The organism is Escherichia sp. MOD1-EC7003 (assembly GCF_002965065.1).
Taxonomy (GTDB): Bacteria; Pseudomonadota; Gammaproteobacteria; order Enterobacterales; family Enterobacteriaceae; genus Escherichia.
This window is the reverse complement of the sequence record NZ_PTRE01000114.1, coordinates 40460-64965: the sequence shown is the minus strand read 5'-3', so window position 1 is coordinate 64965 and position 24506 is coordinate 40460. Positions and strand designations below refer to the sequence as shown.

Sequence of the window (24506 nt, the reverse complement as noted above, 5' to 3'; positions counted from 1 at the left end):
CAATATGTGAGTCAAGTTCAGCAGCCAGAGCGGCCTCAGTTAACTGTTTGATTAATGGGGTCAAAATACCATCTTTGCCCGTTAATGCCTGACCGGACTGGAGTGCTTTAAGCGCTTTATCGAAATCGAAGGGTTGGGACATGTGTCATTCCTTTTTGATTGTATATTACTGGAATGACACAGAATTTCTAACACTCCCGCCGGATGCGGTGTAAACGCCTTATCCGGCCTACAAAATCGTGCTAATTCAATATATTGCAGAAACCTTGTAGGCCTGATAAGCGTAGCGCATCAGGCAGTCTTGCGTTTGTCATCAGTCCCCAATGCTATTTAGTCCTTAAATCCCTGCTCCCTGGCTAAAATGCTCTTCCCCAAATACCCCGGTAGAAAGGTAGCGATCGCCACGATCGCAAATGATCGCTACCACCACTGAGCCAGGGTGGGCTTTTGCCACGCGCAGTGCACCGGTGACCGCGCCGCCAGAGCTTACACCACAGAAAATTCCTTCCCGCACTGCCAGTTCACGCATGGTGTTTTCCGCATCGCGCTGGTGAATATCCAGCACCTCATCCACCAGCGAAGCGTTAAAGATGCCAGGCAGATATTCCGCAGGCCAGCGGCGAATGCCGGGAATGCTGCTGCCTTCTTCCGGTTGCAGGCCAACAATGGTCACTGGTTTGGATTGTTCGCGCATAAAGCGCGACACGCCGGTGATGGTGCCGGTTGTTCCCATGCTGGAGACAAAATGGGTAATGCGACCGCCGGTTTGCTGCCAGATTTCCGGCCCGGTAGTGGTGTAATGGGCGTAAGGGTTATCGGGATTATTGAACTGATCGAGCAGTTTACCCTCACCGCGATTCGCCATTTCCAGCGCCAGATCGCGTGCGCCTTCCATGCCCTGCTCTTTAGTGACAAGAATCAGTTCCGCACCGTAGGCACGCATCGCCGCACGGCGTTCCTGGCTCATGTTGTCAGGCATCAGCAATTTCATGCGATAGCCTTTTAGCGCGGCAATCATTGCCAGCGCAATGCCGGTGTTACCACTGGTGGCTTCGATTAACACATCACCCGGTTTAATTTCCCCGCGCTTTTCTGCCTCGACAATCATTGATAGCGCCGCGCGATCTTTCACCGAACCAGCCGGATTATTGCCCTCCAGCTTTAACCACACTTCACTGCCATTATCCGGCCCCAGACGTTGTAATTTGACCAGCGGCGTATTGCCGATGGTTTGTTCTAATGTGTTCACGTTTTCTGTCCAAGAAAAAGCCGGGTGGCGCTTCGCTTACCCGGCCTACAAAACCACGACATACGCTGTAGGCCCGGTAAGCGAAGCGCCACCGGGCGATAAACCTGCAAATTAACCTATCAGGCCGTTTCTGCCAGAGCAAGCGTCTCATGAGACTCGATACGCTCGTCGCCGTTATACAGCCGCGAATGTTGTAGACCAACGAATAAACGCTCACCACGCTGCGGGGCGTCGTCACCATGCATCACGACCGTCAGCGGTTCGTTGTACCACCCCAGCGGCTGCACGACTAATTGGGTGTAGTGGCCTTTCGGGCTGGCTTCCAGCACCTGTACCGGCAGCGGCGATTCAAGGCTGGTGCGGCGGCTGATATCCACTTCCCACGGGCGCAGGAAGAGATCCACCGCCCCCTGATACGCAGGTGTATACCCCAGTGGCCAGCGATGTGCGCCAACGTGGAACTGCCCACCGCGAATGGTGCCACGCAGACGGTTCACTTCGCCCATAAATTCGAGCACAAAACGGGTCGCTGGTTCGCGCCATACCTGATCCGGCGCATCAGCCTGTTCGATATTGCCCTGGCTCATCACCACCACACGATCGGCTACTTCGGTCGCCTCTTCCTGATCGTGAGTAACGAACACACTGGTGAATTTCAGCTCCTCGTGGAGTTGACGCAGCCAGCGACGCAGCTCTTTACGCACCTGCGCATCCAGCGCACCAAACGGTTCATCAAGCAGCAGAATTTGCGGTTCTACAGCCAGCGCACGCGCCAGCGCCACACGCTGTTTCTGACCGCCGGAAAGCTGCGCCGGGAAGCGTTCAGCCAGATGGGCAAGCTGGACCATTTCCAGCAATTTTGTCACTTTCGCTTTGATCGCCGCCGCATTCGGGCGCTCGCGACGCGGCAGCACCGTCAGGCCAAAGGCGATATTGTCGAACACCGTCATATGACGGAACAGCGCGTAATGCTGGAACACGAAACCGACTTTGCGATCGCGCGCGTGCAAGCGGCTAACGTCGGTGCCGTGGAAGCGGATATGCCCGCTGGTTTGATGCTCCAGCCCGGCAATAATGCGCAGCAGCGTAGTTTTTCCGGAACCGGACGGTCCCAGCAACGCGACCATCTGACCAGAAGGAATATTCAGTGAGATATCGTTCAGCACCTGGGTGCGACCAAACGACTTCTTAATATTGGCAATCTCAATGCTCATGATGTTCCTCCTGCTGCGCACGTTTTTCCTGATTCTCCAGGCGCCACTGCAACATACTCTTTAAAAACAGGGTGATAATCGCCATCAGCGTCAACAGCGCGGCGGCGGTAAAGGAGCCAACGGTGTTGTAGTCCTGCTCCAGCAATTCAATCTGTAACGGCAGCGACAGGGTTTCACCGCGAATGGAGCCGGAAACCACCGACACCGCGCCAAACTCGCCAATCGCGCGGGCGTTAGTCAGCACCACACCATAAAGCAGCGCCCAGCGGATGTTCGGCAATGTGACGCGACGGAACATCTGCCAGCCAGACGCGCCAAGCAAAATCGCCGCTTCGTCTTCCTGGCTGCCCTGACTTAACATCACCGGCACCAGCTCGCGCACTACAAACGGACACGTCACGAAGATAGTGACCAGCACCATTCCCGGCCAGGAGAACATAATTTGCAGATTATGTGCATCCAGCCAGCTGCCGAGCGGGCCGTTAGAGCCGTAGAACAGCAAATACACCAGACCGGCAACTACTGGCGACACGGCAAACGGAATGTCCAGTAGCGTCAGCAGTAACTGGCGTCCAGGGAAGTTAAAGCGCGTCACCAGCCAGGCCAGCAGAATGCCGAACACCAGGTTTACCGGTACGGCAATCAGCGCAATCATCACCGTCAGCCAGACGGCGTGCAGCATGTCCGGATCGGCCAGATTCTGTAAAACTGGCATCAGCCCAAGACTTAACGCCTGCACGAAGATGTAAATCATCGGCACCAGCAGGATGAACGCCGAAACCAGCATCCCGATGCCAATCAGAAACCATTTGCCCCAGTTAATCGGGCGCGCATCATAACGCTTCAATTGGGTAACTTCCGTCATTAATGACCTACCACACGCCGACCAAAGCGACTTTGCAGAGTGTTAATTGAGAACAGCAGCAGCAGGGATGCCGCGAGGATCACCGAGGCAATCGCGCTTGCCGCCGGGTAATCAAACTCCTGTAAGCGCACAAAAATCATCAGCGACGTCACCTCCGTCTTCCAGGCGATGTTCCCGGCGATAAATATCACCGCGCCAAACTCACCAAGACTACGGGTAAACGACAGCGCCACACCCGCCACCAGCGCCGGAGAAAGCTCCGGCAGCACCACTTTGCAGAAACTCTGCCAGCGCGTTGCACCGAGCGTTTCTGCCGCTTCTTCATATTCCGGGCCTAACTCTTCCAGCACTGGCTGTACCGTGCGCACCACAAACGGAATACTGGTAAAGGCCATCGCCACCGCAATCCCCAGCCAGGTATAGGTGACTTTGATATCAAACTTCGCCAGCCATTCACCGTAAAAACCGTTCACGGAAAAGAGCGAGGCCAGCGTCAAACCGGCAACCGCCGTTGGCAGCGCAAAGGGTAAATCCATCAGCGCATCAAGCAGCGTGCGGCCCGGAAAGCGATAGCGGGTTAAGATCCACGCCATCAGCAGGCCGAAAACGCCGTTAAAAATTGATGCCACAAACGCTGACAGCAGCGTAACTTTGTAGGCCGCGACCACCTGCGGGTTGGTGATTACCTCCCAGTACTGCGCCCAGCTCATCTGAGCCAGTTGCATCACCAGTGCGGAGAGCGGCAGCAGCAAAATCAGGCAAACAAACAGCAGACTGGTGCCGAGGCTTAAGGTAAAGCCCGGCAGCACGCGTCTTGAAGAAACTGCAAACATTACTTACGCCCCGCCGCTAACAGCTTGTCTAATTCACCGCCGCTGTTGAAGTGGGTTTTCATCACTTCCGGCCAGGAGCCAAATTTGTCTTCCACGCGGAACAGTTCGGTCTGCGGGAATTTATCTTTCAGTTTGTCCATAACTTCCGGGTTATTCACGCGGTAGTAATAGTCGGTGATGATGGTTTGCGCCTGCGGGCTGTAGAGCCAGTTCAGGTAGGCTTTGGCGGCTTTTTCCGTACCGTTGGCCTGCACGTTTTTATCGACCCACGCCACCGGGAATTCTGCCAAAATGTTGGTTTTCGGAATCACCACTTCAAAGCCCTGCGCTTCATACTGTTTACGAATGTTGTTCACTTCCGATTCGAAGCTAATCAGCACATCGCCCAGGCCGCGCTCGGCAAAAGTGGTGGTCGCGCCACGACCGCCGGTATCGAACACTTCAACGTTTTTCAGGAACTGGGTCATAAACTGTTCGGTTTTGGCTTTATCGCCACCGTCAGCTTTGTCCGCTGCGCCCCATGCGGCTAAATAGGTGTAACGCGCGTTACCGGACGTTTTCGGGTTCGGGAAAATCAGCTTCACGTCGGAGCGCACCAAATCGTTCCAGTCGTGGATATTCTTCGGGTTGCCCTTACGCACCAGGAAGCCCATGGTGGAGTAGAACGGCGAGCTATTATTCGGCAGGCGCGACTGCCAGTCCGCGGGGATCAGCTTGCCTTTGTCGTGCAGGATTTGTACGTCGGTCACCTGGTTATAAGTGACAACGTCGGCTTTTAAGCCCTGTAAAATCGCCAGCGCCTGTTTTGATGACCCGGCATGAGATTGTTTTATCGTCAGTTTGTCGCCACCGTTATCTTTTGCCCATTGCTGTTCAAACGGGGTATTCAGGGCGGCAAACAGCTCGCGGGATACGTCATAAGAACTGTTCAACAGTTCCGTTGCCTGTACATGGCCCGCCAGCAGCAGAGAAGCGACCAGCGCGAGTGAGTTCTTTTTCAGTAAGTTAACGGCCATTGCGCACCCTTATAAATTTAATGACTTTCTAATAGCCATCATATTTATAACGGACGTGAAAGGAGTAACGGTTTTATATACCGTTTGGTGATTTGGAAGTTGAAAAGGGAATAAGAACTTGGTTCAACAGGCGTAATTGTTGCAGTCAGTTTGGACACGAACAGCGCGGAGAAACCGGAGCGTACACATAGTACGTGAGGATTTCGAGCACTGCCCGGGGCCAAAATGACAAATAAAATAGCCTGGTGAACTTAGTTCAAGACGAAATCCTCCCCACAAATGCAGGGAGGAAACAGAAGTGAATCAGATGCCGACGCTAACCGTCTCCGGCAGTGTGCTGCCGCCATCAATCACATTCTGTGTACCGGTTAAATAGCTTGATTCATCCGAGGCGAGGAAGGCTGCCAGTTCGCCGACTTCCAGCGGATCGGCGAGACGACGCATCGGGATTGCTTTTGCCATTTCAGTCAGCACCAATTCTGGATCTTCCGGGTTCGACTGGCGGGCAATGCTTTCTGCCATTGGCGTGCGGACGTATCCAGGGCAGATGGCGTTAACGCGAATACCAGACTGCGCGTACTCCACCGCCAGCGATTTAGTCAGGCCAACAATCGCCGCTTTCGTTAAGGCGTACGCCGTTTCACCCGGATCAGCCACCCTATCGCCAGTGACAGAAGACATCATCACAATGCGACCATCTTTGCGGGCAATCATCTCCGGCAGCACCGCCTTCGTGACGTTCCATACGCCTTTAATATTGATATCAATATGGAAATCGCGATCGTCATCGCTCATGTCGAGGAAACTGCCCAGACGACAAACGCCTGCGTTATTCACCAGAATATCAATGCGCCCTTCTTTTTCCTTCGCGCGCTTGATAGCTGCGGCTACCGACGCCGGGTCACGCACATCGGCGACAACCGCCGTACAGCGATGACCACGACCACACAGTTCGTCAGCCAGCTTTTCGATCTCAGGGGAGATATCCAGCAAGATTAGGTTTGCGCCATGACGCGCAAAAGTTCTGGCAATTCCTTCGCCAATTCCCTGCAATGCGCCCGTAATCAGTGCTGTCTTGCCCGTGAGTTTACCCATTTTAATGCTCTCCTTGTTAATACAGAGCGTTACACTCCATTCCCTCTGAAAATACAGGATAAACAAAATATTGCTGCGGATCAGCTCACTAATTCAGGAAAATCTCAATCCAGTCGCTGCTTTATGCATCATTTCAGGCGCTGCGTTAGCTCACTGCTGCGCTCAATCATTTTCAATGACTCGACATCATTGAGTTGCACAAGGCCAACAAACAGTAAATCGGTAACAGAGTTTTGCGCTGTGCGGGTGGACATCGATGAACTACGCCATTCGGTTTCGCCAGAAACAGTATCGAGGGTGAAATGCGCCAGCCGCCGCAGCGGGGAGTCAGTTAACGAGGTAATGGCAATCACCGTTGCCCCCTGCTTTCGTGCTGCCTCGGCGCACAGCACAATCTCTTTTTTACTGCCGCTGTAAGAGATAGCAATTTGTACATCGCCTTTTTTCAGCGCCTGGGAAACGGTGGCTTGTACGTGCGTGTCGGCTTCGCAGGCCACCCGATAGCCAATTTTCATCAGTTTGAACGACAAATCGCGCCCCACCAGTGCTGAACCGCCCAGGCCAGTTATCTGGATAAATGGCGCTTTACTGATGACCTCAATGATTTTTTGCAGTCGCGTGTAGTCAAACAATGCACAGGTTTGCTCCAGTGCCAGCTGCTTTTCACGATTCAGTTTGCGCGCGATCACCTCCAGCGAATCATCACTGGTAATCGAACTGTGCAGGTGCAGCGCCGTGGCATTCGTTTTCTCCCGGCTGGCACTGTATTCGCCAATTAACGCCATACGCAATTCAGTAAACCCTTGTGCGCCGAGCTTCTGGGCAAACTTCACAATACTCGACTGGCTGATGCCGAGCTGTTTCGCCATCTTGCGCGAAGAGACAGATTTCAGCTCACTCACTTTGGCCTGCAGAAAGTCAGCAATTTTTTGCTCGTTCTCGGTAAATTCACTTTCCGCATTGCGTATTTTCGTCAGATACAACATCTTCCACTCTCCTGGGCTGGCAGCAAAAATTCCGCTTAAGTTCTTATGACGCTCTTCACACTCTGCAAGTGTAGACTCAATGATTCCTTTAAGTCTGTCAATTCGGGATATATGATTCCATCCATCTGCAATTATTTGATCGTAAATAGTAAGGTCACCACCGATGCAACTTGAAAAAATGATTACCGAAGGCTCGAACGCCGCCTCGGCTGAAATTGACCGCGTATCGACGCTGGAAATGTGCCGGATTATCAACGACGAAGATAAAACCGTACCGCTCGCCGTTGAGCGCGTACTACCGGATATCGCAGTAGCGATCGATGTTATTCACGCCCAGGTAAGCGGCGGTGGCCGTCTGATTTATCTCGGTGCGGGAACATCCGGTCGTCTGGGTATTCTTGATGCCAGTGAATGTCCACCCACCTACGGCGTGAAACCGGGCCTGGTGGTTGGTTTGATTGCTGGCGGCGAATATGCCATTCAGCACGCGGTGGAAGGTGCGGAAGATAGCCGGGAAGGCGGTGTTAATGATCTGAAAAATATCGGCTTAACCGCGCAGGATGTGGTGGTTGGCATTGCTGCCAGTGGCCGTACGCCGTATGTGATTGCCGGGCTGGAATACGCACGCCAGATCGGCTGCCGTACAGTGGGAATTTCCTGCAATCCGGGGAGTGCTGTTTCCACCACCGCAGAGTTTGCCATTACCCCAGTGGTTGGTGCTGAGGTCGTAACCGGTTCTTCGCGAATGAAAGCAGGCACGGCGCAGAAACTGGTGCTCAATATGCTCTCCACCGGGCTGATGATTAAATCCGGCAAAGTGTTCGGCAACCTGATGGTCGATGTGGTCGCCACCAACGAAAAATTGCATGTACGCCAGGTCAATATCGTCAAAAACGCCACCGGATGTAATGCCGAACAAGCGGAAGCGGCATTAATTGCTTGCGAGCGCAACTGTAAAACGGCCATTGTGATGGTGCTGAAAAATCTTGATGCCGCAGAAGCTAAAAAACGCCTGGATCAACACAGCGGCTTTATTCGTCAGGTTTTAGACAAGGAATAACCCATGGCCAAAGAGATCAGCAGTGAACTTCTGAACACCATTCTTACCCGTGTCGGTGGACCGGGAAATATCGCCAGTTGTGGTAACTGTATGACGCGCCTGCGTCTGGGTGTACATGACAGTTCACTGGTTGATCCCAATATCAAAACGCTGGAGGGCGTGAAAGGCGTCATTTTAACCAGCGATCAGGTACAGGTCGTTTTTGGCCCAGGCAAAGCGCATCGTGCCGCAAAAGCGATGAGCGAGCTACTGGGCGAAGCTCCGATACAGGATGCTGCGGAAATCGCCGCGCAGAATAAACGCCAGTTAAAAGCCAAACAAACTTCCGGCGTGCAACAATTTCTCGCCAAATTCGCCACCATCTTCACGCCACTGATCCCCGGTTTTATCGCTGCGGGTCTGCTACTGGGAATAGCGACGCTAATCGCCACGGTGATGCACGTTCCGGCAGATGCTCAGGGCACGCTGCCCGACGCACTGAATTTCGTGAAGGTGTTCAGTAAAGGCTTGTTCACCTTCCTGGTGATACTGGTGGGCTATAACGCCGCTCAGGCATTTGGCGGTACGGGCGTAAATGGCGCGATTATTGCCGCACTCTTTTTGCTCGGTTATAACCCCGCAGCCACCACCGGTTACTACGCTGGTTTTCACGATTTCTTCGGCCTGCCCATCGATCCACGCGGCAATATTATCGGCGTGCTGATTGCCGCGTGGGCCTGCGCTCGTATTGAAGGCATGGTCCGTCGCTTTATGCCGGACGATCTCGACATGCTGCTAACCTCGTTAATCACTCTACTGATCACCGCCACGTTGGCGTATCTGGTGATTATGCCGCTGGGTGGCTGGTTATTCGAAGGCATGTCCTGGCTATTTATGCACCTGAACAGTAATCCGCTCGGTTGCGCAGTATTGGCTGGACTGTTCCTGATTGCCGTGGTGTTTGGCGTACATCAGGGCTTTATTCCCGTCTACCTGGCCTTAATGGACAGTCAGGGATTCAACAGCCTGTTCCCGATCCTTTCGATGGCAGGCGCGGGCCAGGTGGGCGCAGCACTGGCACTCTACTGGCGTGCACAACCGCACAGTGCGTTACGTAGCCAGGTGCGAGGCGCAATTATTCCCGGTCTACTGGGCGTTGGTGAGCCGCTTATTTATGGCGTGACATTACCGCGAATGAAGCCGTTTGTTACCGCCTGTCTGGGTGGCGCGGCGGGAGGTTTGTTTATCGGCCTGGCCGCATGGTGGGGTCTGCCGATGGGCTTAAACAGCGCATTCGGACCGTCTGGCCTGGTGGCGCTGCCGCTAATGACTTCCGCGCAAGGCATCCTTCCGGCAATGGCGGTTTATGCGGGCGGGATTCTGGTGGCATGGATTTGTGGGTTTATTTTCACCACGCTCTTTGGTTGCCGTAACATCAATCTGGACTGATATTATGAAACGGACAATGCTCTATCTTTCTCTGCTGGCTGTCAACTGTAGCGTCAGCGCCGCAAAATACCCTGTTCTGACAGAAAGTACGCCAGAGAAAGCAGGGTTCAACGTCGAACGGCTTAACCAGATGGATCGCTGGATTAACCAGCAGGTGGACGCAGGTTATCCCGGCGTAAACCTGCTGATTATTAAAGATAATCAGATTGTGTATCGTAAAGCCTGGGGCGCGGCGAAAAAGTACGATGGCAGCGTGTTGATGGCGCAGCCTGTAAAAGCCACCACCGAGACGTTGTATGACCTCGCCTCTAACACCAAGATGTACGCGACTAACTTTGCCCTGCAAAAGCTGATGAGCGAAGGCAAACTGCATCCTGACGATCTGATTGCGAAATATATTCCGGGATTTGCCGATAGTCCCAACGATACGATTAAAGGCAAAAGTACGCTGCGGATTTCTGACCTGCTGCATCACAGCGGCGGGTTTCCGGCCGATCCGCAATACCCGAATAAAGCCGTCGCGGGCGCGTTATATTCTCAGGATAAAGGCCAGACGCTGGAGATGATTAAACGCACGCCGCTTGAGTATCAGCCCGGCAGCAAGCACATCTACAGCGATGTCGATTATATGCTGCTCGGCTTTATCGTCGAGTCGGTCACCGGTCAGCCGCTTGACCGCTATGTTGAAGAGTCGATTTATCGCCCGCTCGGCCTGACGCACACGGTGTTTAATCCGCTACTGAAAGGCTTTAAACCGCAGCAAATTGCCGCGACGGAACTGAACGGCAATACCCGCGATGGTGTGATCCACTTCCCGAATATTCGCACCTCCACGATCTTGGGCCAGGTGCACGATGAAAAAGCCTTTTATTCGATGGGCGGCGTTTCCGGGCACGCTGGTTTATTTTCCAATACCGGCGATATTGCGGTGTTAATGCAGACGATGCTGAACAACGGTGGCTATGGCGATGTGAAGCTGTTCAGTGCGGAAACGGTGAAGATGTTCACCACCAGTTCTAAGGAAGACGCCACTTTTGGCCTCGGCTGGCGCGTGAATGGTACTGCAACCATGACACCGACATTTGGCACGCTGGCAAGCCCGCAAACCTACGGTCACACTGGCTGGACCGGGACGGTGACCGTTATCGATCCGGTGAATCATATGGCGATTGTGATGTTAAGCAACAAGCCGCATTCACCGGTAGCCGATCCACAAAAGAATCCTAATATGTTCGAAAGCGGTCAGTTGCCGATTGCAACTTATGGTTGGGTAGTTGATCAGGTGTATGCGGCGCTAAAGCAGAAGTAATAAAAAGGCCAGTCAGTAATGTTACTAGCTGGCCTGAAAGTGCTGACAAACGCAAAACTGCCTGATGCGCTACGCTTATCAGGCCTACGCGGAGCCCGCAATATATTGAATTAGCACGATTTCGTGGGCCGGATAAGGCGTTCACGCCGCATCCGGCGTGTACAACGCGCACCAGGTCAACAATCTGAGGCCAGTCAGTAATGTTACTGCCTGGCCTGAAAGTGCTGACAAACGCAAAACTGCCTGATGCGCTACGCTTATCAGGCCTACACGGAACCCGCAATATATTGAATTAGCACGATTTCGTGGGCCGGATAAGGCGTTCACGCCGCATCCGGCGTGTACAACGCGCACCAGGTCAACAATCTGAGGCCAGTCAGTAATGTTACTGCCTGGCCTGAAAGTGCTGACAAACGCAAAACTGCCTGATGCGCTACGCTTATCAGGCCTACGCGGAGCCCGCAATATATTGAATTAGCACGATTTCGTAGGCCGGATAAGGCGTTCACGCCGCATCCGGCGTGTACAACGCGCACTTGATCAACAATCTGAGGCCTGTCAGTAATGTTACCGCCTGGCCTGAAAGTGCTGACAAACGCAAAACTGCCTGATGCGCTACGCTTATCAGGCCTACGCGGAACCCACAATATATTGAATTAGCACGATTTCGTGGGCCGGATAAGGCGTTCACACCGCATCCGGCGTGTACAACGCGCACTTGGTCAACAATCTGAGGCCAGTCAGTAATGTTACTGCCTGGCCTGAAAGTGCTGACAAACGCAAAACTGCCTGATGCGCTACGCTTATCAGGCCTACGCGGAGCCCGCAATATATTGAATTAGCACGATTTCGTAGGCCGGATAAGGCGTTCACGCCGCATCCGGCGTGTACAACGCGCACTTGGTCAACAAGCTGAGGCCAGTCAGTAATGTTACTGCCTGGCCTGAAAGTGCTGACAAACGCAAAACTGCCTGATGCGCTATGCTTATCAGGCCTACGCGGAGCCCGCAATATATTGAATTAGCACGATTTCGTAGGCCGGATAAGGCGTTCACGCCGCATCCGGCGTGTACAACGCGCACTTGGTCAACAATCTGAGGCCAGTCAGTAATGTTACCGCCAGGCCTGAAAGTGCTGACAAACGCAAAACTGCCTGATGCGCTACGCTTATCAGGCCTACGCGGAGCCCGCAATATATTGAATTAGCACGATTTCGTAGGTCGGATAAGGCGTTCACGCCGCATCCGGCGTGTACAACGCGCACTTGATCAACAATCTGAGGCCAGTTAGTAATGTTACAGCCTGGCCTTTACTCATTGAATCAGAAACGCTTACAACGCCATCAGCTTGTCCAGCGACGGCGCGAAGTAATAGCCGCCGGTTACTGGTTTGGTGAAACGCAACATCGCATCACGTTTGCCATCGGTATCGCCAAACATGCTCAGCAGTTGCTGCTCAATGTTATGCAGACGCGCGCAGTAGGCGCAGAAGTACAGACCGTGCGTGCCGCTGGCGGTGCCGTACGGCAGGCTCTGACGAACAATCTTCAGCCCTTTACCATCTTCTTTCAGATCAACGCGGGTCAGGTGAGAAGTTTCCGGACGCTCGTCGCCGTCGATCTCTTCGTTGGCCTCTTTGGTGCGCCCGATCATCATCTCCTGATCGTGAACGCTCATCCGGTTGAGCTGCTTCAGGTTGTGCTCCCAACGCTGCACAAACACATAGCTGCCGCCCGCATCCACGCCGTCTTTGATAACCGCCACTTCGCGACGCATCTCTTCACCCGCCGGGTTTTCCGTGCCATCAACAAAACCGCTCAGATCGCGCTCTTCCACCCAACGGAAACCGTGGATCTCTTCTTTCACCTCAATGCAGTCGCCGAAAGCTTCCATCGCCGCCTGGGCGACAGAAAAGTTTACGTCATGACGCAGAGAAAGAATGTGGATCAACACATCGAACTGGGTCGTCGGTGCAAGGCCTTTACCGTAGCCCGGAAAATCTTTCAACTCTTCGGCCCCAACACCGCCGCTCAGAGCGCACCAGGTGTTGTTACCAAAGGCAACCACCGCACCAAGATGCGCGTCCGGGAATTTCGCTTCAAAAGTTGCCAGTTTGTCGGCAAATGTTTTACTGGCCGCACGCAGGGCGTCAACTTCCCCTTTAACATTGGCTTCGATCCAAATCGCCGCGCGGCAATGTTCTGGCAAAATGCCACTCTGAACCTGAGACATTGTTCCTCCTGAAAATAAGAATGCCACGCAATCCGTGGCATTGTTGGGCGCTATTTTACGTGTTTTTTCGCGGCGGCGGCTTGTTCAGACGCAAATTAACGCCGCCAGATAATTTTACTGACTTTCCAGTTTTTCAGGGTATCGTCCGAAGGCATTAACCCTTCAGGACCACTCCATTCCCCGCTGAACTGATAGCTAATATGTTGACTGCCTTCGGCTTGACATTCAACGGCAGGATTATCATCACCGTCTGCTTTTTGGCAATTGCCAAATGCTTTGCTGTAAAGGCCGCTAAACGCTGTACCGATTTTAACACCCGTGTCCGCAGGAATATCACTATCCAGTACATCAATGCGGTTGATGGTGCCCTGATCGCCGTTAATCACCATCGCCACGTTGTCGCCTTTCACCACTTCAAAAAAGCATACCACATTGCCGTTCGCGGTTTTCATTCCGCTGCGCAGGCGATAATCGCCATCAAGCGCATCGGCAATGGCTTGTTCTTGCAGTGGTGTGGACGCCGTTAATTCACCAACGCCCTGCTCGCTCACTTTGGTGGACGACCCAAACCAGTTCCACGGATTAGCGGCAGACCAGTTAACTGACGACATCGTGGAACAGCCGGTCAGCACCAACGGCATAGCGCATAACATTAAACGCAGCGATTTCATATCACTTCCTTTGGTTATTCAATAACGTTGCTTGGAGTGCAAATTCACCAAAAAGTGCCGTTAAAGGTTGATGACAAACACAAAATTGCCTGATGCGCTACGCTTATCAGGCCTACTTTCTCCTTCAATATATTGAATTTTCGATGTTTTGTAGGCCGGATAAGGCGTTCACGCCGCATCCGACATAAACAAAGCGCACCTCTGCGTTATTCTAATTGCCTGATGCGCTACGCTTATCAGGCCTACTTTCTCCTGCAATGTATTGAATTTTCGATGTTTTGTAGGCCGGATAAGGCGTTCACGCCGCATCCGGCATAAACAAAGCGCACCTCTGCGTTATTCTAATTGCCTGATGCGCTACGCTTATCAGGCCTACTTTCTCCTGCAATGTATTGAATTTTCGATGTTTTGTAGGCCGGATAAGGCGTTCACGCCGCATCCGGCATAAACAAAGCGCACCTCTGCGTTATTCTTTTTCTTCATTAAAACAAGCGCGTAATCGTCGATTGGTCAAAAGCCAGATTAGCGCCACTATATCCACCACCACCAGCGTCAAACCGATGCCGCTAACGAATTCACCGTTCAACCACAGCCACGGCTGCCAACAAAGTAATACCACCTGTGCTAACAGCAACAGAAAATAGAGTACATGCCAGGTACGAGGAAATGTAGCCCGCCGACCGCTCAGTAAAAACGCCATTACCGCCGGGATGCCGGGAATCAACCCCAGCCAGAAATTATCGTGATCGGGATAAAACAGATTCAATAGCGCAGTGCCCTGCTCACGCGACGCACCGGCAATGACAAACAGTACCCAGGTTCGCGCCTGAAGCAGTAGCACAAGCCAGAAGAGGAAGGGTAAACGCAGGCGTCCGTGCGCATCATAATGGGCAGGATGAAACTCAGTACTCTTCATCTTCAATCAAACGCTTACCCAGACTCAGCACGTCGGCGTGCTCATATCCAAGGCGTTCATACATTCCGAGCACCATGTCGTTATCTTCCGGCACATTGATCTGAATTTTCGGACAGCCGCGAGCAATCAGTTTTTTCTCCAGCCGATTAAGCAGCGCATTGGCAATGCCACGCCCACGAAACTCAGGATGCACGCCAAGATAATAAGCAGACCCGCGATGCCCGTCATAACCGCCCATCACCGTTCCGACCACTTCACCGTTCACCTCAGCGACCAAAAACAAACTGACGTCATGGTTCATCTTACGCTCAATGTCCATTTCCGGATCGTTCCACGGACGCAGCAAGTCGCAACGCTCCCAAAGGGTGATGACCTCTTCGAAATCTTCCTGGCGAAATACGCGTATCTCCATGGTATTCGTTACCTTTTTGCGGGTTAAAACGCTGATTATGGCGTGAACGGTCGAATTAGCCAATATCTGACGAAAATCGGTTGAAAAAGTGGCATAATAGGGAGTTGTCAACTATTGAAATGAAACGTAAAACAATTCTCAACAGCAAACGGTCGTAACGGATTACGCGATACGATATAACATCTGGAATCTTATTATTACAACTCAGGCCGTATGAGCACTTTTAAACCACTAAAAACACTCACTTCGCGCCGCCAGGTGCTGAAAGCCGGATTGGCTGCCCTGACGTTGTCAGGGATGTCGCAAGCCATCGCCAAAGAAGAATCTTTAAAAACCAGTAACGGACACAGTAAGCCAAAAGCCAAAAAAAGCGGCAGCAAACGTGTCGTTGTTCTCGACCCAGGCCACGGTGGTATTGATACTGGAGCGATTGGTCGCAACGGCTCGAAAGAAAAACATGTGGTGCTGGCGATTGCCAAAAACGTCCGTTCCATATTGCGTAATCATGGCATTGATGCACGTTTAACGCGTTCTGGTGATACGTTTATCCCGCTTTACGATCGCGTTGAAATCGCCCATAAACATGGCGCAGATCTGTTTATGTCGATTCACGCCGACGGCTTTACCAACCCGAAAGCTGCCGGTGCGTCGGTATTTGCCCTTTCTAACCGCGGCGCAAGTAGCGCAATGGCGAAATACCTGTCTGAACGCGAAAACCGCGCCGATGAAGTTGCCGGTAAAAAAGCGACGGATAAGGATCACCTATTGCAACAAGTGCTGTTTGATCTGGTGCAAACCGATACGATTAAAAACAGCCTGACGCTCGGCTCACATATTCTGAAGAAGATTAAGCCGGTGCATAAACTGCACAGCCGCAACACCGAACAAGCCGCGTTTGTGGTGTTGAAATCGCCGTCTGTTCCTTCGGTACTGGTGGAAACCTCGTTTATCACCAACCCGGAAGAAGAGCGGCTGTTAGGTACGGCGGCATTTCGCCAGAAAATCGCCACAGCGATTGCCGAAGGCGTGATCAGTTATTTCCACTGGTTTGACAACCAGAAAGCACACTCGAGAAAGCGGTAAGTGATGAAACCCAACGCACACCTGGTTAAACAGTTCCTGCTCAACCTTCAGGATACGATTTGTCAGCAACTGAGCGCTGTCGATGGAGCAAATTTTGTCGAAGATAGCTGGCAGCGCGAAGCTGGCGGCGGTGGGCGTAGTCGGGTGTTGCGTAATGGTGGTGTTTTCGAGCAGGCGGGCGTCAACTTTTCTCATGTCCACGGTGAGGCGATGCCTGCTTCAGCCACCGCTCATCGTCCGGAACTTGCCGGGCGCAGTTTCGAAGCGATGGGCGTTTCGCTGGTAGTGCATCCGCATAATCCGTACGTTCCCACCAGCCACGCGAATGTGCGCTTTTTTATTGCCGAAAAACCGGGCGCCGATCCCGTCTGGTGGTTTGGCGGTGGATTCGACTTAACCCCTTTTTATGGTTTTGAAGAAGATGCTATTCACTGGCACCGCACCGCCCGTGACCTTTGCCTGCCATTTGGCGACGACGTTTATCCGCGTTACAAAAAGTGGTGCGACGAATACTTCCACCTCAAGCATCGTGATGAACAGCGCGGCATTGGCGGCCTGTTCTTTGACGACCTGAACACGCCAGATTTCGACCACTGTTTTGCCTTTATGCAGGCGGTAGGTAAAGGCTACACCGACGCTTATTTACCGATTGTTGAACGACGCAAAGCGATGGTCTACGGCGAGCGCGAGCGCAATTTCCAGTTGTACCGTCGCGGTCGCTATGTTGAGTTCAACCTGGTATGGGATCGCGGCACTTTGTTCGGTCTGCAAACCGGCGGGCGCACGGAGTCTATTCTGATGTCAATGCCACCGCTGGTACGCTGGGAGTATGACTATCAGCCGGAAGAAAGCAGTCCGGAAGCGGCGTTGAGTGAGTTTATTAAGGTCAGGGATTGGGTGTGATTACCTCACCCCCACTCCCACATCCGCTGATGCAACGTCAACGACGGTTTCTCGGCAAACAGTTGCTGATAATCAGTAGCAAACTGCCCCAGATGCCAGAATCCCCACTGCATGGCGGCGTCTTTTACTGTCATGCTTTGCGACCATGGGCTTATCAGTTCGCGGCGCACGGCATTCAGGCGAATGCGTTTTAGCCAGGTGTTCGGGCCAATCCCCAAAATAGCGTGAAACGCGTTTTGTAGCGTGCGACGGCTGACATACAGTTGATTACACAAAAATTATCTCCCAGTATTTTACGCACTGCGGGCTGATGAAGATTTTCCGGGTTCTCGCAAAAAGTCGCCAGCGCCTGTTGGACAAAGCCCCACAGCGCGGCTTTATGCTGCTCTTTCACTTCCAGCGCCGACTGGCTACGCAGCATATGTAATACCCGATCCGGATTATGCAAAAAGTTAGCCTGCCGGGTAATGACATCTTCAGAAAGCACCACGCCAAGGATCGTGTAATCGTCCGGCGTACTTAATTCAAACTCGGTGCCGCCTGGTCGCGTAGCAATTTCTGCACTTCCCAGACATTGCGAGCCAATAAATCCCTGTTCGCCGCGCGTCGCTGGGATACCAAACCAGAAAGAATTCGGCCAGACCAGACACGACTGGCGCAGCGCCAGACCGGTGTATTCACGGAAAACCTGAATATCATCGAGCAGGATTTCCGTAAATTCACCATGAAACTGACCTGGATGCAGTTGATCGTAAATCTGCTGCCAGGCGGTAATCGTCAATGCATGTTCATAGACATCCGTTGTCTGTCGTTGATGAAAATTATCCACTTCAACCTTCGGCGTGAGCTTCAGGTTTTCGGATAAGGGTTCATGATAAAGATGGTGCAAATTGGCTGTACGGGTCTTTTTCATGATGTTAATGCCGGGTGTTATATGACACCCGGCACCTCCGACAGGTTAATGGGGCTTGAGACGATAACGACTACTGCGTTTACGTAACGTCCCGGCAGAAAAGAGCTGTTCGAGCGCATTTCTGGCTTTTTCGAGCGGCCAGCCAAAGTGGGCAGCCACTTCTCCTGCCGTCATTCCCTGACGTATTGATGTTAACAGCGCCAGCAACTCATCAGCAGACTCCGCGACACTAGATGGCGCGTCGGGTTCCTTTACTGGTTGCTTCGGCTGGCGGTTAAAGCCTGTAACCAGCCACTGGGTGTCATCGTCTGGCCGACCGATCTCCTTACGACTGATGACGCGCCCTGTACGCATCGCGGCAGCACAACCTGCGTCCAGCGCCGCACGACACGCCGCCAGATCGCCTTCCACCACCAGCGTTAAGCGACCAGGGTCAAGCACTTCGTGACTGAGCAGACGCACATTAGCGGCTTTGAGCATGGCATCCGCTGCATCTATCGCGGCCACCATGCCGTCCACTTCCAGCAATCCCAGTGCATTGATCATCGGCAACCTCCGTTACGCGCGCTGGATTGGATTACGCGCGATTTCCAGCACTGCATCGGTAAAGGCGTTACAGGCCGCTTTACACGCTGCCTGACTACCGGTTAAAAATGCCGCTGAATAGTTGGTTTCTGACGGCGGCGGTACATAGGTCACCAGTTGCACGTCGGCAGACTTCAGGGCTGCATCAATGCCGTAGGTCGCTTCCAGCGGCGGTGCCACCAGATATGCCATCGGATCGCCGAGCGTAATTCCGGCGGTTGACGAAAGATAAGAACCCGTACGTGAAACCACATGCGCGAGGAATGCCGTATCTTGCGCATCGTTGGCCCACTGGAACGCCGCGCCGTTTTCAATATGCGCAACCATCGCATCCAGACCCGCACGGACTTCTGCCGGATTTGGCCCGCCCAGCATAATCAGCACTTCACCGGCAGTCGGTGACGGACCATGCGCTGCCCCGGCATACAGAGAGCGACCATAAACCACTTCAACCATCGCCTGTTTCGTCGCTTCGTCAGCAGCGATATACGTCACGTCATCAGAATCGGCAGATATCAGCCCCAGGCTACGAATATGCGGCGGTAACTTCAGTTCACGTGCAAATTCCGTGTTAACGGAGGCAATAACCCGCATAGCGGTAACAGACGGTCGAATCAAATCTAAAGCTGGCATGATGCCTCCTTAACGGGTCATATTGATGCCGGATGCTTTCTGCTCCAGCATACGTTTTGCCAAATCCACAATGACTGCCGCCGCTTCAACTGGTGGGGTACCGCCCTGGTGGATGTTAGAGATACAGGTACGATCGGCCTCAACGGTGGTCGCCACGCTCGGAGAATATACGGCGTAGCAGGAGAGACTTTCAGACTGCCCCAAGCCGGGGCGTTCACCGACCAGCAGGATCACCACTTTCGCACCAAGCACTTCGCCAATCTGGTCTTCAATCTTCACGCGACCATAGCGCACGAAGAATGGCGTGCCGACTTTCAGTCCGGCCTGTTTCAGGCCAGCCAACAGCGGCGGCAAGATCTCTTCATAGTTCACGGTGATCGCGTCAGTGGACAGGCCATCGGAGATCACTACCTGTACGTCTGGATTGGCGACACACTGCGCTTTCAACGCTTCAACAGCTTCAGCACACAAGCGACGGCCCATATCCGGGCGAGTGAGGTAAAGATTTTTGTCACTGATTTCGGAACGCACTTCCAGCAAGCCCTGGGCTTTCACCCACTCTGCCGGGACTTCTTTCAGCACGGTATCTTTCGAACGTGAGTGATCGGCGAGGAAACGCAACAGCGCCTGGGTACGCGGACGCGGACCGGCACGCCCCGTACACACACGAGCCACAGTACTGCGGCGCAGTTCCGTTAATACGTCGGCGCGATGCGGATTTTCAACGCCAATCCACGCTTTTGCTTCTGCGGAACCTAAATCCAGCGCGCAGCTTTCAGCGGTAACTGGCGCAACACACGTTGTGGTAGCGCATTTTGCTTCTGACGGCGCGGGGGCCGCTTGTCCCATTGACGCCATCACGCTGCGTACAATTTCTTCAATCTGTTTTTGATCCATGATGTGTTATCTCCGCGTCATCAGAAGAACAGTGACGGATCGCCCGCCCGTTTGGTCAGGCGACCGTTTGCCATAATGCCCATGCTTTCCAGCCAGCGTTCAAACTCCGGTGACGGACGCAGATTCAGTAACTGACGCACAGTGGCGGTGTCGTGGAAGGCCGTGGTCTGGTAGTTGAGCATGATGTCATCGCCCAGCGGCATCCCCATGATGTAGTTGCAGCCTGCGGTGGCGAGCAGAATCATCAGGTTTTCATTGAGATTCTGGTCAGCATCAGCGTGGTTGGTGTAGCAGCAGTCACAGCCCATAGATATGCCGCTCAACTTGCCCATAAAGTGATCTTCTAAGCCCGCACGGATAATCTGGCGGTCGTTGTAGAGATACTCCGGCCCAATAAAGCCCACCACGGTGTTGACGATGAACGGATCGTAATGACGCGCCAAACCGTAGTTACGCGCTTCCATCGTCACCTGGTCCGCGCCATAGTTGGCGCCCGCTGACAGCGCAGAACCTTGTCCGGTTTCGAAGTAGAGGCAGTTTTCCCCAGCGATACGGTTGAACTCCGCGCCCACTGCGCGCGCTTCGTCGAGCATCGCCAGTTCCACACCGAATTCTTTCAGCCCTTTTTCGCTGCCGCAGATACTCTGGAAAATCAGCCCGCCCGGCGCGCCGCGACGAATGGCTTCAATTTGCGTGGTGACGTGCGCCAGCACGCAGCCCTGGGTGGGAATGTTGAATTTGTCGATCACGCCATACACGGTGTCGAGCACGCGGCTTAAGTTTTCCACGTCGTCAGTCACCGGGTTAACGCCGATCACCGCATCGCCCACCCCGAAAGACAGCCCTTCGTAGATTTGCGCAGCGATACTTTGTACGTCATCACGGGTGTCGTTCGGTTGTAAACGGGCGCTGAAAGTGCCTGGAATACCGATGGTGGTATTGGCCTTTTTGATCACCGGCATTTTCTTCGCGCCGTAGATTAGGTCCGCGTTAGAACTAATCTTCGCCACCGCCGCGACCACTTCCGAGGTCAGCCCTTTACGGATAAAGGCAATGTCGTCCACGCTGGTTTCATCGCTCAGGATGTACTCACGCAGTTCGCTGATGTTCCAGTTTTTAATCTGGTTGTAGGCCGTTTCGTTAACGTCATCCTGAATCAGACGCGTTACACAATCTTCTTCATAGGAAATTACCGGGTTATTGCGAACATCCGCTACCGTCATTTCCGACAGCACCTGTTTTGCCGCCACGCGCTCCTGTGAACTTGCCGCAGCAACCCCCGCCAGCACATCCCCCGAACGCAGTTCGTTGGCTTTAGCCAGCACCTCTTTTACATCCTTAAACTGATATACATTGCCAAACAATGTGGTCTTTAGTTTCATAAGTCGTTCCCTCAGGAAGGAAATGCGAGTGATTTCACCGTCACCGGCACAACCGATCCGCCAAAAAGAGGCGTACCAATGTCGATATAGTCCCCCGCGCGGACAATCACTTCATCAATGACTGCCAACGGGAGTTGTTGTAGCTGTGGGCGCAATAACATGCCCAGAGCTTTACCAAAGTCCTGCCCGGCCACCACCAGCAGGGGATGCGGATTCGGAAAACGCGCGACGAAATCGACCAGCGCGTTGATGACCGTCAGTACCGCGGCGTAACGCACAGGCAGCGAGGCGGGAAGCGCCAGCACATACGCGTCAGTTTTGGGATCAAGATCCAGTTGAATTAGCGCCTGTTGCCAGGCACTCACCAGATCCGTTTCATCAATGGGGATCGCCACCGGCAAATTGCGCAGCGGCAGTTGTACCCCCTCAAGCCAGATAGTGCTGCCAGAGAGCGAAAGAGTATGTGCACCCGCGCCAATCACCGTAGCGCGCACGGTTTGCGCCGGAAACTGCACGTTCATCTCACGCAGGCGCGGATGGTCATGCAGCGCCGTTGCCAGCAGCGGACCAATATCGGCAAAACAGAACGGATCGGCAGGCTGGTGGCGATAACATTCGCCCACGCCACCAGAAAGCGTAATGATTTCTGGCGTAACACCTGCGGGCAGCAAACCGGTTTGCATCAATGCCTGCGCGAGCGGCGAGAGCGTTCCGTCAATCACTTCGACAATCAGTTCTGCCATCTGCCGGGTAACCTGCACCAGCTGTGCGCCGGTCAGCGAACGGGCGTCGGTGCCTGCACCGAAGCACTCATCCACAATCATCTGCCCCGGTTTATGAGCGTAAACCACGCGTCCCTGGCTGTCGGTTTCCAGCAGGCGACCACCGACGTTGAGGCAGGCAGTACCGCTGATTTTTCCGGCATCGAACAGCGCGTAGTTCGCGGTGCCGCCGCCGATGTCGATATTCAGTACCCGACACAATCGTTGTTCAGAGAGGGTTTGCGCCCCAGCACCGTGACCCGCAATTACCGATTCCAGATGCGGCCCAGCGCTGGCGACTACAAAATCACCCAGCGACTGGGAGAGCGTCATCACCGCCGGACGGGCATTGCGAGTTTTCGCGCTTTCACCGGTGATGATGATGGCCCCGGAGTCGACGCTTTCCGGCGCAATGCCCGCGGCCTGATATTGCTCAAGGATTAAGGTTTTCAGCTCCGCTTCTTTTAAACCGCCCTGTTTATCGACAGGCGTGAAGAACACCGGACTTTGCCAGCTAATTTCGCGTTTGATGAATTCGTAGCGCGGCACCTGCGACACCGCCGCACGGTTAACCAGCTCCAGGTGGGAGAAGATCACCTGGGTGGTGGTGGTGCCGATATCGATACCGACGCTCAGTAGCTGGCGAGTGTTCACGATTGTGCCTCCGCTTCGGTTTTCACTTGTGCCGCGTTATCTTTCGGCACCAGCATCATCGCCACGCCAATCGCCGTGACACCGCCGATCAACTTGCCGACAATCATCGGGAAGATCATGGCGTTCATGTTGGCAGCGGCGAAGCCTAAGTGGTCGCCAAGGGCGAAAGCAGCGGAAACGGCGAAGGCGCAGTTGATCACTTTGCCGCGGGTATCCATCTGCTTCATCATGCCGAACATCGGGATATTGTTGGCAAGTGTTGCTACCATGCCAGCCGCCGCAATATTGTTCACATTCAGTAATTTACCGACACTCATTAGCGGTTTTTCAAACCAGCGGGTCAGCAGCAGGACCATTGGGTACGCACCTAACAGAACGCAGGAGATAGAACCGATAACTTCAATGGCGCGCATCACTTCACCGGGTTTATCGCCTGGAGCCATAAAGATCGGGTCCAGACCTGGGATCAGTTCCCAGCCAAGGAGGAATTTCACTACTGCGGCCGCAAGACCAATCGTTATCAATGCAACGAGGAATTTGGCGAAGATCTGGAAGCCGTTGATCATTTTTTCCGGGATGAATTTCAGACCCAGCGCTACCAGCACCGCGACAATTAACACCGGGATCATGTTCATCAGGATCAGGGCGAAGGTGAATTCCACCGGCTGGCCGTTGATCTGTACACCGGAATACATAGCTACCAGACCACCAGCGATACAGCCAATCGGAATGGTCACAATGCCCGCCAGCACGCCGAGCGCCAGATAGCGACGGTCAGAAGGTTCGATAATGCCGAGCGCCACGGGAATGGAGAATACAATCGTTGGCCCCATCATCGAACCCAGAATCAAACCTGAGTATAGCCACGCCGCCACATCGCCGCCTGCCAGCTCTTTGGCGAGGAAGAAACCGCCCATATCGCACGCCAGCAGTGTTCCAGCGAACATTGACGGGTTTGCGCCGAGCATTTCGTAAACCGGGATAATTACCGGTCCGAGTACATGGGCCAGTACCGGTGCCAGCGCGGTCATACCGACCATCGCCAGGCCCAGTGCGCCCATTGCCATAAAGCCTTCTTCAAACTGCCCGCCCGATCCTTCGATACTTTTACCGAATTTACCGAGGAAACGAGCAGAACCGCCGAACTGCGACAGGATCCTGTCTACGGCTGCTATCAGCATAAAGAACATCATGATGTACATGATGATTTCGTTAATTCCCATCGCCTTTACTCCCTGTTAGTTGTTATTTATTGGCAGATGCGGCGTAAACGCCTTATCCGTCCTACATGTGCAATCCCGTAGGCCGGATAAGGCGCGGCAAGCGTCGCATCCGGCATCTGCACCGCGCCACTGGTGGATGCGGCGTGAACGCCTTATCCACCCTACGTGTGCGTTCCGTAGGCCGGAT

At 53.6% G+C, this 24506-nt stretch carries 22 protein-coding genes and 2 pseudogenes; 5 read left to right on the top strand and 19 right to left on the bottom strand.

Translation table 11 applies throughout. The features are described from left to right. From A7090_RS18940 to murR, 8 genes and pseudogenes are all read right to left on the bottom strand, one after another. Nucleotides 1-142: pseudogene (locus A7090_RS18940) on the bottom strand (IS256 family transposase); the annotation flags it as partial. 195 nt (nt 143-337) lie between these two features. Next, nucleotides 338-1249, bottom strand: coding sequence for a cysteine synthase B (gene cysM, locus A7090_RS18935; protein WP_105275174.1), 912 nt, complete (start codon nt 1247-1249; stop codon nt 338-340). Nucleotides 1250-1368: 119 nt separating this feature from the next. Beyond that, on the bottom strand, nt 1369-2463 hold the full coding sequence (gene cysA, locus A7090_RS18930) for a sulfate/thiosulfate ABC transporter ATP-binding protein CysA (RefSeq protein WP_105275173.1): 1095 nt from the start codon (nt 2461-2463) through the stop codon (nt 1369-1371). Continuing rightward, nucleotides 2453-3328, bottom strand: coding sequence for a sulfate/thiosulfate ABC transporter permease CysW (gene cysW / locus A7090_RS18925; RefSeq protein ID WP_105275172.1), 876 nt, complete (start codon nt 3326-3328; stop codon nt 2453-2455). The genes cysA and cysW overlap by 11 nt, the downstream gene beginning before the upstream one ends. Further along, complete coding sequence (gene cysT / locus A7090_RS18920) at nt 3328-4161, bottom strand: sulfate/thiosulfate ABC transporter permease CysT (RefSeq protein ID WP_000458406.1); 834 nt, start codon at nt 4159-4161, stop codon at nt 3328-3330. The genes cysW and cysT overlap by 1 nt, the downstream gene beginning before the upstream one ends. Further along, complete coding sequence (gene cysP / locus A7090_RS18915; RefSeq protein WP_105275171.1) at nt 4161-5177, bottom strand: thiosulfate/sulfate ABC transporter substrate-binding protein CysP; 1017 nt, start codon at nt 5175-5177, stop codon at nt 4161-4163. Before cysP ends, cysT begins: the two co-directional genes overlap by 1 nt. A gap of 303 nt (nt 5178-5480) precedes the next feature. Beyond that, nucleotides 5481-6272 carry an SDR family oxidoreductase UcpA gene (gene ucpA / locus A7090_RS18905; RefSeq protein ID WP_105275170.1) on the bottom strand — a complete coding sequence of 264 codons (792 nt, stop codon included), beginning with the start codon at nt 6270-6272 and terminating at the stop codon, nt 5481-5483. A gap of 128 nt (nt 6273-6400) precedes the next feature. After that, on the bottom strand, nt 6401-7258 hold the full coding sequence (gene murR, locus A7090_RS18900) for an HTH-type transcriptional regulator MurR (protein WP_105275169.1): 858 nt from the start codon (nt 7256-7258) through the stop codon (nt 6401-6403). Nucleotides 7259-7421: 163 nt separating this feature from the next. Between murR and murQ the strand changes: the two genes are divergently transcribed. From murQ to pbp4b, 3 genes are read left to right on the top strand one after another with little or no spacing between them, the layout of a single operon-like run. Then, nucleotides 7422-8318, top strand: a complete 897-nt coding sequence (gene murQ / locus A7090_RS18895) for an N-acetylmuramic acid 6-phosphate etherase (protein WP_105275168.1) — start codon at nt 7422-7424, stop codon at nt 8316-8318. Nucleotides 8319-8321: 3 nt separating this feature from the next. Continuing rightward, nucleotides 8322-9746 (top strand): PTS N-acetylmuramic acid transporter subunit IIBC, encoded by a 1425-nt coding sequence (gene murP, locus A7090_RS18890; RefSeq protein WP_105275167.1) that lies wholly within the window; start codon nt 8322-8324, stop codon nt 9744-9746. 4 nt (nt 9747-9750) lie between these two features. Then, the gene (pbp4b, locus tag A7090_RS18885; RefSeq protein ID WP_105275166.1) at nt 9751-11055 is read left to right on the top strand and encodes a penicillin binding protein PBP4B; all 1305 of its coding nucleotides are present in this window, start codon (nt 9751-9753) and stop codon (nt 11053-11055) included. A gap of 1331 nt (nt 11056-12386) precedes the next feature. Here the strand turns inward: pbp4b and yfeX are convergent. The 4 genes from yfeX to A7090_RS18865 form a co-directional block, all read right to left on the bottom strand. Continuing rightward, nucleotides 12387-13286 carry a porphyrinogen peroxidase gene (yfeX, locus tag A7090_RS18880; RefSeq protein WP_105275165.1) on the bottom strand — a complete coding sequence of 300 codons (900 nt, stop codon included), beginning with the start codon at nt 13284-13286 and terminating at the stop codon, nt 12387-12389. A 95-nt stretch (nt 13287-13381) separates the two neighbouring features. Then, on the bottom strand, nt 13382-13957 hold the full coding sequence (locus tag A7090_RS18875) for an RpoE-regulated lipoprotein (RefSeq protein ID WP_105275164.1): 576 nt from the start codon (nt 13955-13957) through the stop codon (nt 13382-13384). 466 nt (nt 13958-14423) lie between these two features. Beyond that, nucleotides 14424-14873 carry a DUF2919 domain-containing protein gene (locus A7090_RS18870; RefSeq protein WP_105275163.1) on the bottom strand — a complete coding sequence of 150 codons (450 nt, stop codon included), beginning with the start codon at nt 14871-14873 and terminating at the stop codon, nt 14424-14426. Next, the gene (locus A7090_RS18865; RefSeq protein WP_000406000.1) at nt 14860-15285 is read right to left on the bottom strand and encodes a GNAT family acetyltransferase; all 426 of its coding nucleotides are present in this window, start codon (nt 15283-15285) and stop codon (nt 14860-14862) included. Before A7090_RS18865 ends, A7090_RS18870 begins: the two co-directional genes overlap by 14 nt. A gap of 213 nt (nt 15286-15498) precedes the next feature. Here A7090_RS18865 and amiA point away from each other — a divergent pair, with 213 nt between their 5' ends. Together amiA and hemF are read left to right on the top strand one after the other, a co-directional pair. Next, nucleotides 15499-16368 (top strand): N-acetylmuramoyl-L-alanine amidase AmiA, encoded by an 870-nt coding sequence (gene amiA / locus A7090_RS18860; RefSeq protein ID WP_105275162.1) that lies wholly within the window; start codon nt 15499-15501, stop codon nt 16366-16368. A 3-nt stretch (nt 16369-16371) separates the two neighbouring features. After that, nucleotides 16372-17271 (top strand): oxygen-dependent coproporphyrinogen oxidase, encoded by a 900-nt coding sequence (hemF, locus tag A7090_RS18855; RefSeq protein ID WP_105275175.1) that lies wholly within the window; start codon nt 16372-16374, stop codon nt 17269-17271. Nucleotides 17272-17276: 5 nt separating this feature from the next. Here the strand turns inward: hemF and eutR are convergent. The 7 genes and pseudogenes from eutR to eutH form a co-directional block, all read right to left on the bottom strand. Beyond that, nucleotides 17277-18184: pseudogene (gene eutR / locus A7090_RS18850) on the bottom strand (HTH-type transcriptional regulator EutR). A gap of 45 nt (nt 18185-18229) precedes the next feature. Continuing rightward, nucleotides 18230-18730, bottom strand: a complete 501-nt coding sequence (gene eutK / locus A7090_RS18845; RefSeq protein WP_105275161.1) for an ethanolamine utilization microcompartment protein EutK — start codon at nt 18728-18730, stop codon at nt 18230-18232. Nucleotides 18731-18742: 12 nt separating this feature from the next. After that, nucleotides 18743-19402 carry an ethanolamine utilization microcompartment protein EutL gene (gene eutL / locus A7090_RS18840; RefSeq protein WP_105275160.1) on the bottom strand — a complete coding sequence of 220 codons (660 nt, stop codon included), beginning with the start codon at nt 19400-19402 and terminating at the stop codon, nt 18743-18745. Nucleotides 19403-19411: 9 nt separating this feature from the next. Then, a complete protein-coding gene (eutC, locus tag A7090_RS18835; protein WP_105275159.1) occupies nt 19412-20299 on the bottom strand; it encodes an ethanolamine ammonia-lyase subunit beta in 888 nt (295 codons plus the stop codon). A 20-nt stretch (nt 20300-20319) separates the two neighbouring features. Then, nucleotides 20320-21681 (bottom strand): ethanolamine ammonia-lyase subunit alpha, encoded by a 1362-nt coding sequence (eutB, locus tag A7090_RS18830; RefSeq protein ID WP_105275158.1) that lies wholly within the window; start codon nt 21679-21681, stop codon nt 20320-20322. An 11-nt stretch (nt 21682-21692) separates the two neighbouring features. Next, the gene (eutA, locus tag A7090_RS18825; protein ID WP_105275157.1) at nt 21693-23096 is read right to left on the bottom strand and encodes an ethanolamine ammonia-lyase reactivating factor EutA; all 1404 of its coding nucleotides are present in this window, start codon (nt 23094-23096) and stop codon (nt 21693-21695) included. Next, nucleotides 23093-24319, bottom strand: coding sequence for an ethanolamine utilization protein EutH (eutH, locus tag A7090_RS18820; RefSeq protein WP_105275156.1), 1227 nt, complete (start codon nt 24317-24319; stop codon nt 23093-23095). The genes eutA and eutH overlap by 4 nt, the downstream gene beginning before the upstream one ends. Between the last annotated feature and the right edge of the window lie 187 nt (nt 24320-24506).

What these genes read in the sequence shown, in the direction of transcription:
- cysA (WP_105275173.1), bottom strand. Translation starts at nt 2,463, where the DNA reads ATGAGCATTGAGATTGCCAATATTAAGAAGTCGTTTGGTCGCACCCAG.
- cysW (WP_105275172.1), bottom strand. Translation starts at nt 3,328, where the DNA reads ATGACGGAAGTTACCCAATTGAAGCGTTATGATGCGCGCCCGATTAAC.
- cysT (WP_000458406.1), bottom strand. Translation starts at nt 4,161, where the DNA reads ATGTTTGCAGTTTCTTCAAGACGCGTGCTGCCGGGCTTTACCTTAAGC.
- cysP (WP_105275171.1), bottom strand. Translation starts at nt 5,177, where the DNA reads ATGGCCGTTAACTTACTGAAAAAGAACTCACTCGCGCTGGTCGCTTCT.
- ucpA (WP_105275170.1), bottom strand. Translation starts at nt 6,272, where the DNA reads ATGGGTAAACTCACGGGCAAGACAGCACTGATTACGGGCGCATTGCAG.
- murR (WP_105275169.1), bottom strand. Translation starts at nt 7,258, where the DNA reads ATGTTGTATCTGACGAAAATACGCAATGCGGAAAGTGAATTTACCGAG.
- murQ (WP_105275168.1), top strand. Translation starts at nt 7,422, where the DNA reads ATGCAACTTGAAAAAATGATTACCGAAGGCTCGAACGCCGCCTCGGCT.
- murP (WP_105275167.1), top strand. Translation starts at nt 8,322, where the DNA reads ATGGCCAAAGAGATCAGCAGTGAACTTCTGAACACCATTCTTACCCGT.
- pbp4b (WP_105275166.1), top strand. Translation starts at nt 9,751, where the DNA reads ATGAAACGGACAATGCTCTATCTTTCTCTGCTGGCTGTCAACTGTAGC.
- yfeX (WP_105275165.1), bottom strand. Translation starts at nt 13,286, where the DNA reads ATGTCTCAGGTTCAGAGTGGCATTTTGCCAGAACATTGCCGCGCGGCG.
- A7090_RS18875 (WP_105275164.1), bottom strand. Translation starts at nt 13,957, where the DNA reads ATGAAATCGCTGCGTTTAATGTTATGCGCTATGCCGTTGGTGCTGACC.
- A7090_RS18870 (WP_105275163.1), bottom strand. Translation starts at nt 14,873, where the DNA reads ATGAAGAGTACTGAGTTTCATCCTGCCCATTATGATGCGCACGGACGC.
- A7090_RS18865 (WP_000406000.1), bottom strand. Translation starts at nt 15,285, where the DNA reads ATGGAGATACGCGTATTTCGCCAGGAAGATTTCGAAGAGGTCATCACC.
- amiA (WP_105275162.1), top strand. Translation starts at nt 15,499, where the DNA reads ATGAGCACTTTTAAACCACTAAAAACACTCACTTCGCGCCGCCAGGTG.
- hemF (WP_105275175.1), top strand. Translation starts at nt 16,372, where the DNA reads ATGAAACCCAACGCACACCTGGTTAAACAGTTCCTGCTCAACCTTCAG.
- eutK (WP_105275161.1), bottom strand. Translation starts at nt 18,730, where the DNA reads ATGATCAATGCACTGGGATTGCTGGAAGTGGACGGCATGGTGGCCGCG.
- eutL (WP_105275160.1), bottom strand. Translation starts at nt 19,402, where the DNA reads ATGCCAGCTTTAGATTTGATTCGACCGTCTGTTACCGCTATGCGGGTT.
- eutC (WP_105275159.1), bottom strand. Translation starts at nt 20,299, where the DNA reads ATGGATCAAAAACAGATTGAAGAAATTGTACGCAGCGTGATGGCGTCA.
- eutB (WP_105275158.1), bottom strand. Translation starts at nt 21,681, where the DNA reads ATGAAACTAAAGACCACATTGTTTGGCAATGTATATCAGTTTAAGGAT.
- eutH (WP_105275156.1), bottom strand. Translation starts at nt 24,319, where the DNA reads ATGGGAATTAACGAAATCATCATGTACATCATGATGTTCTTTATGCTG.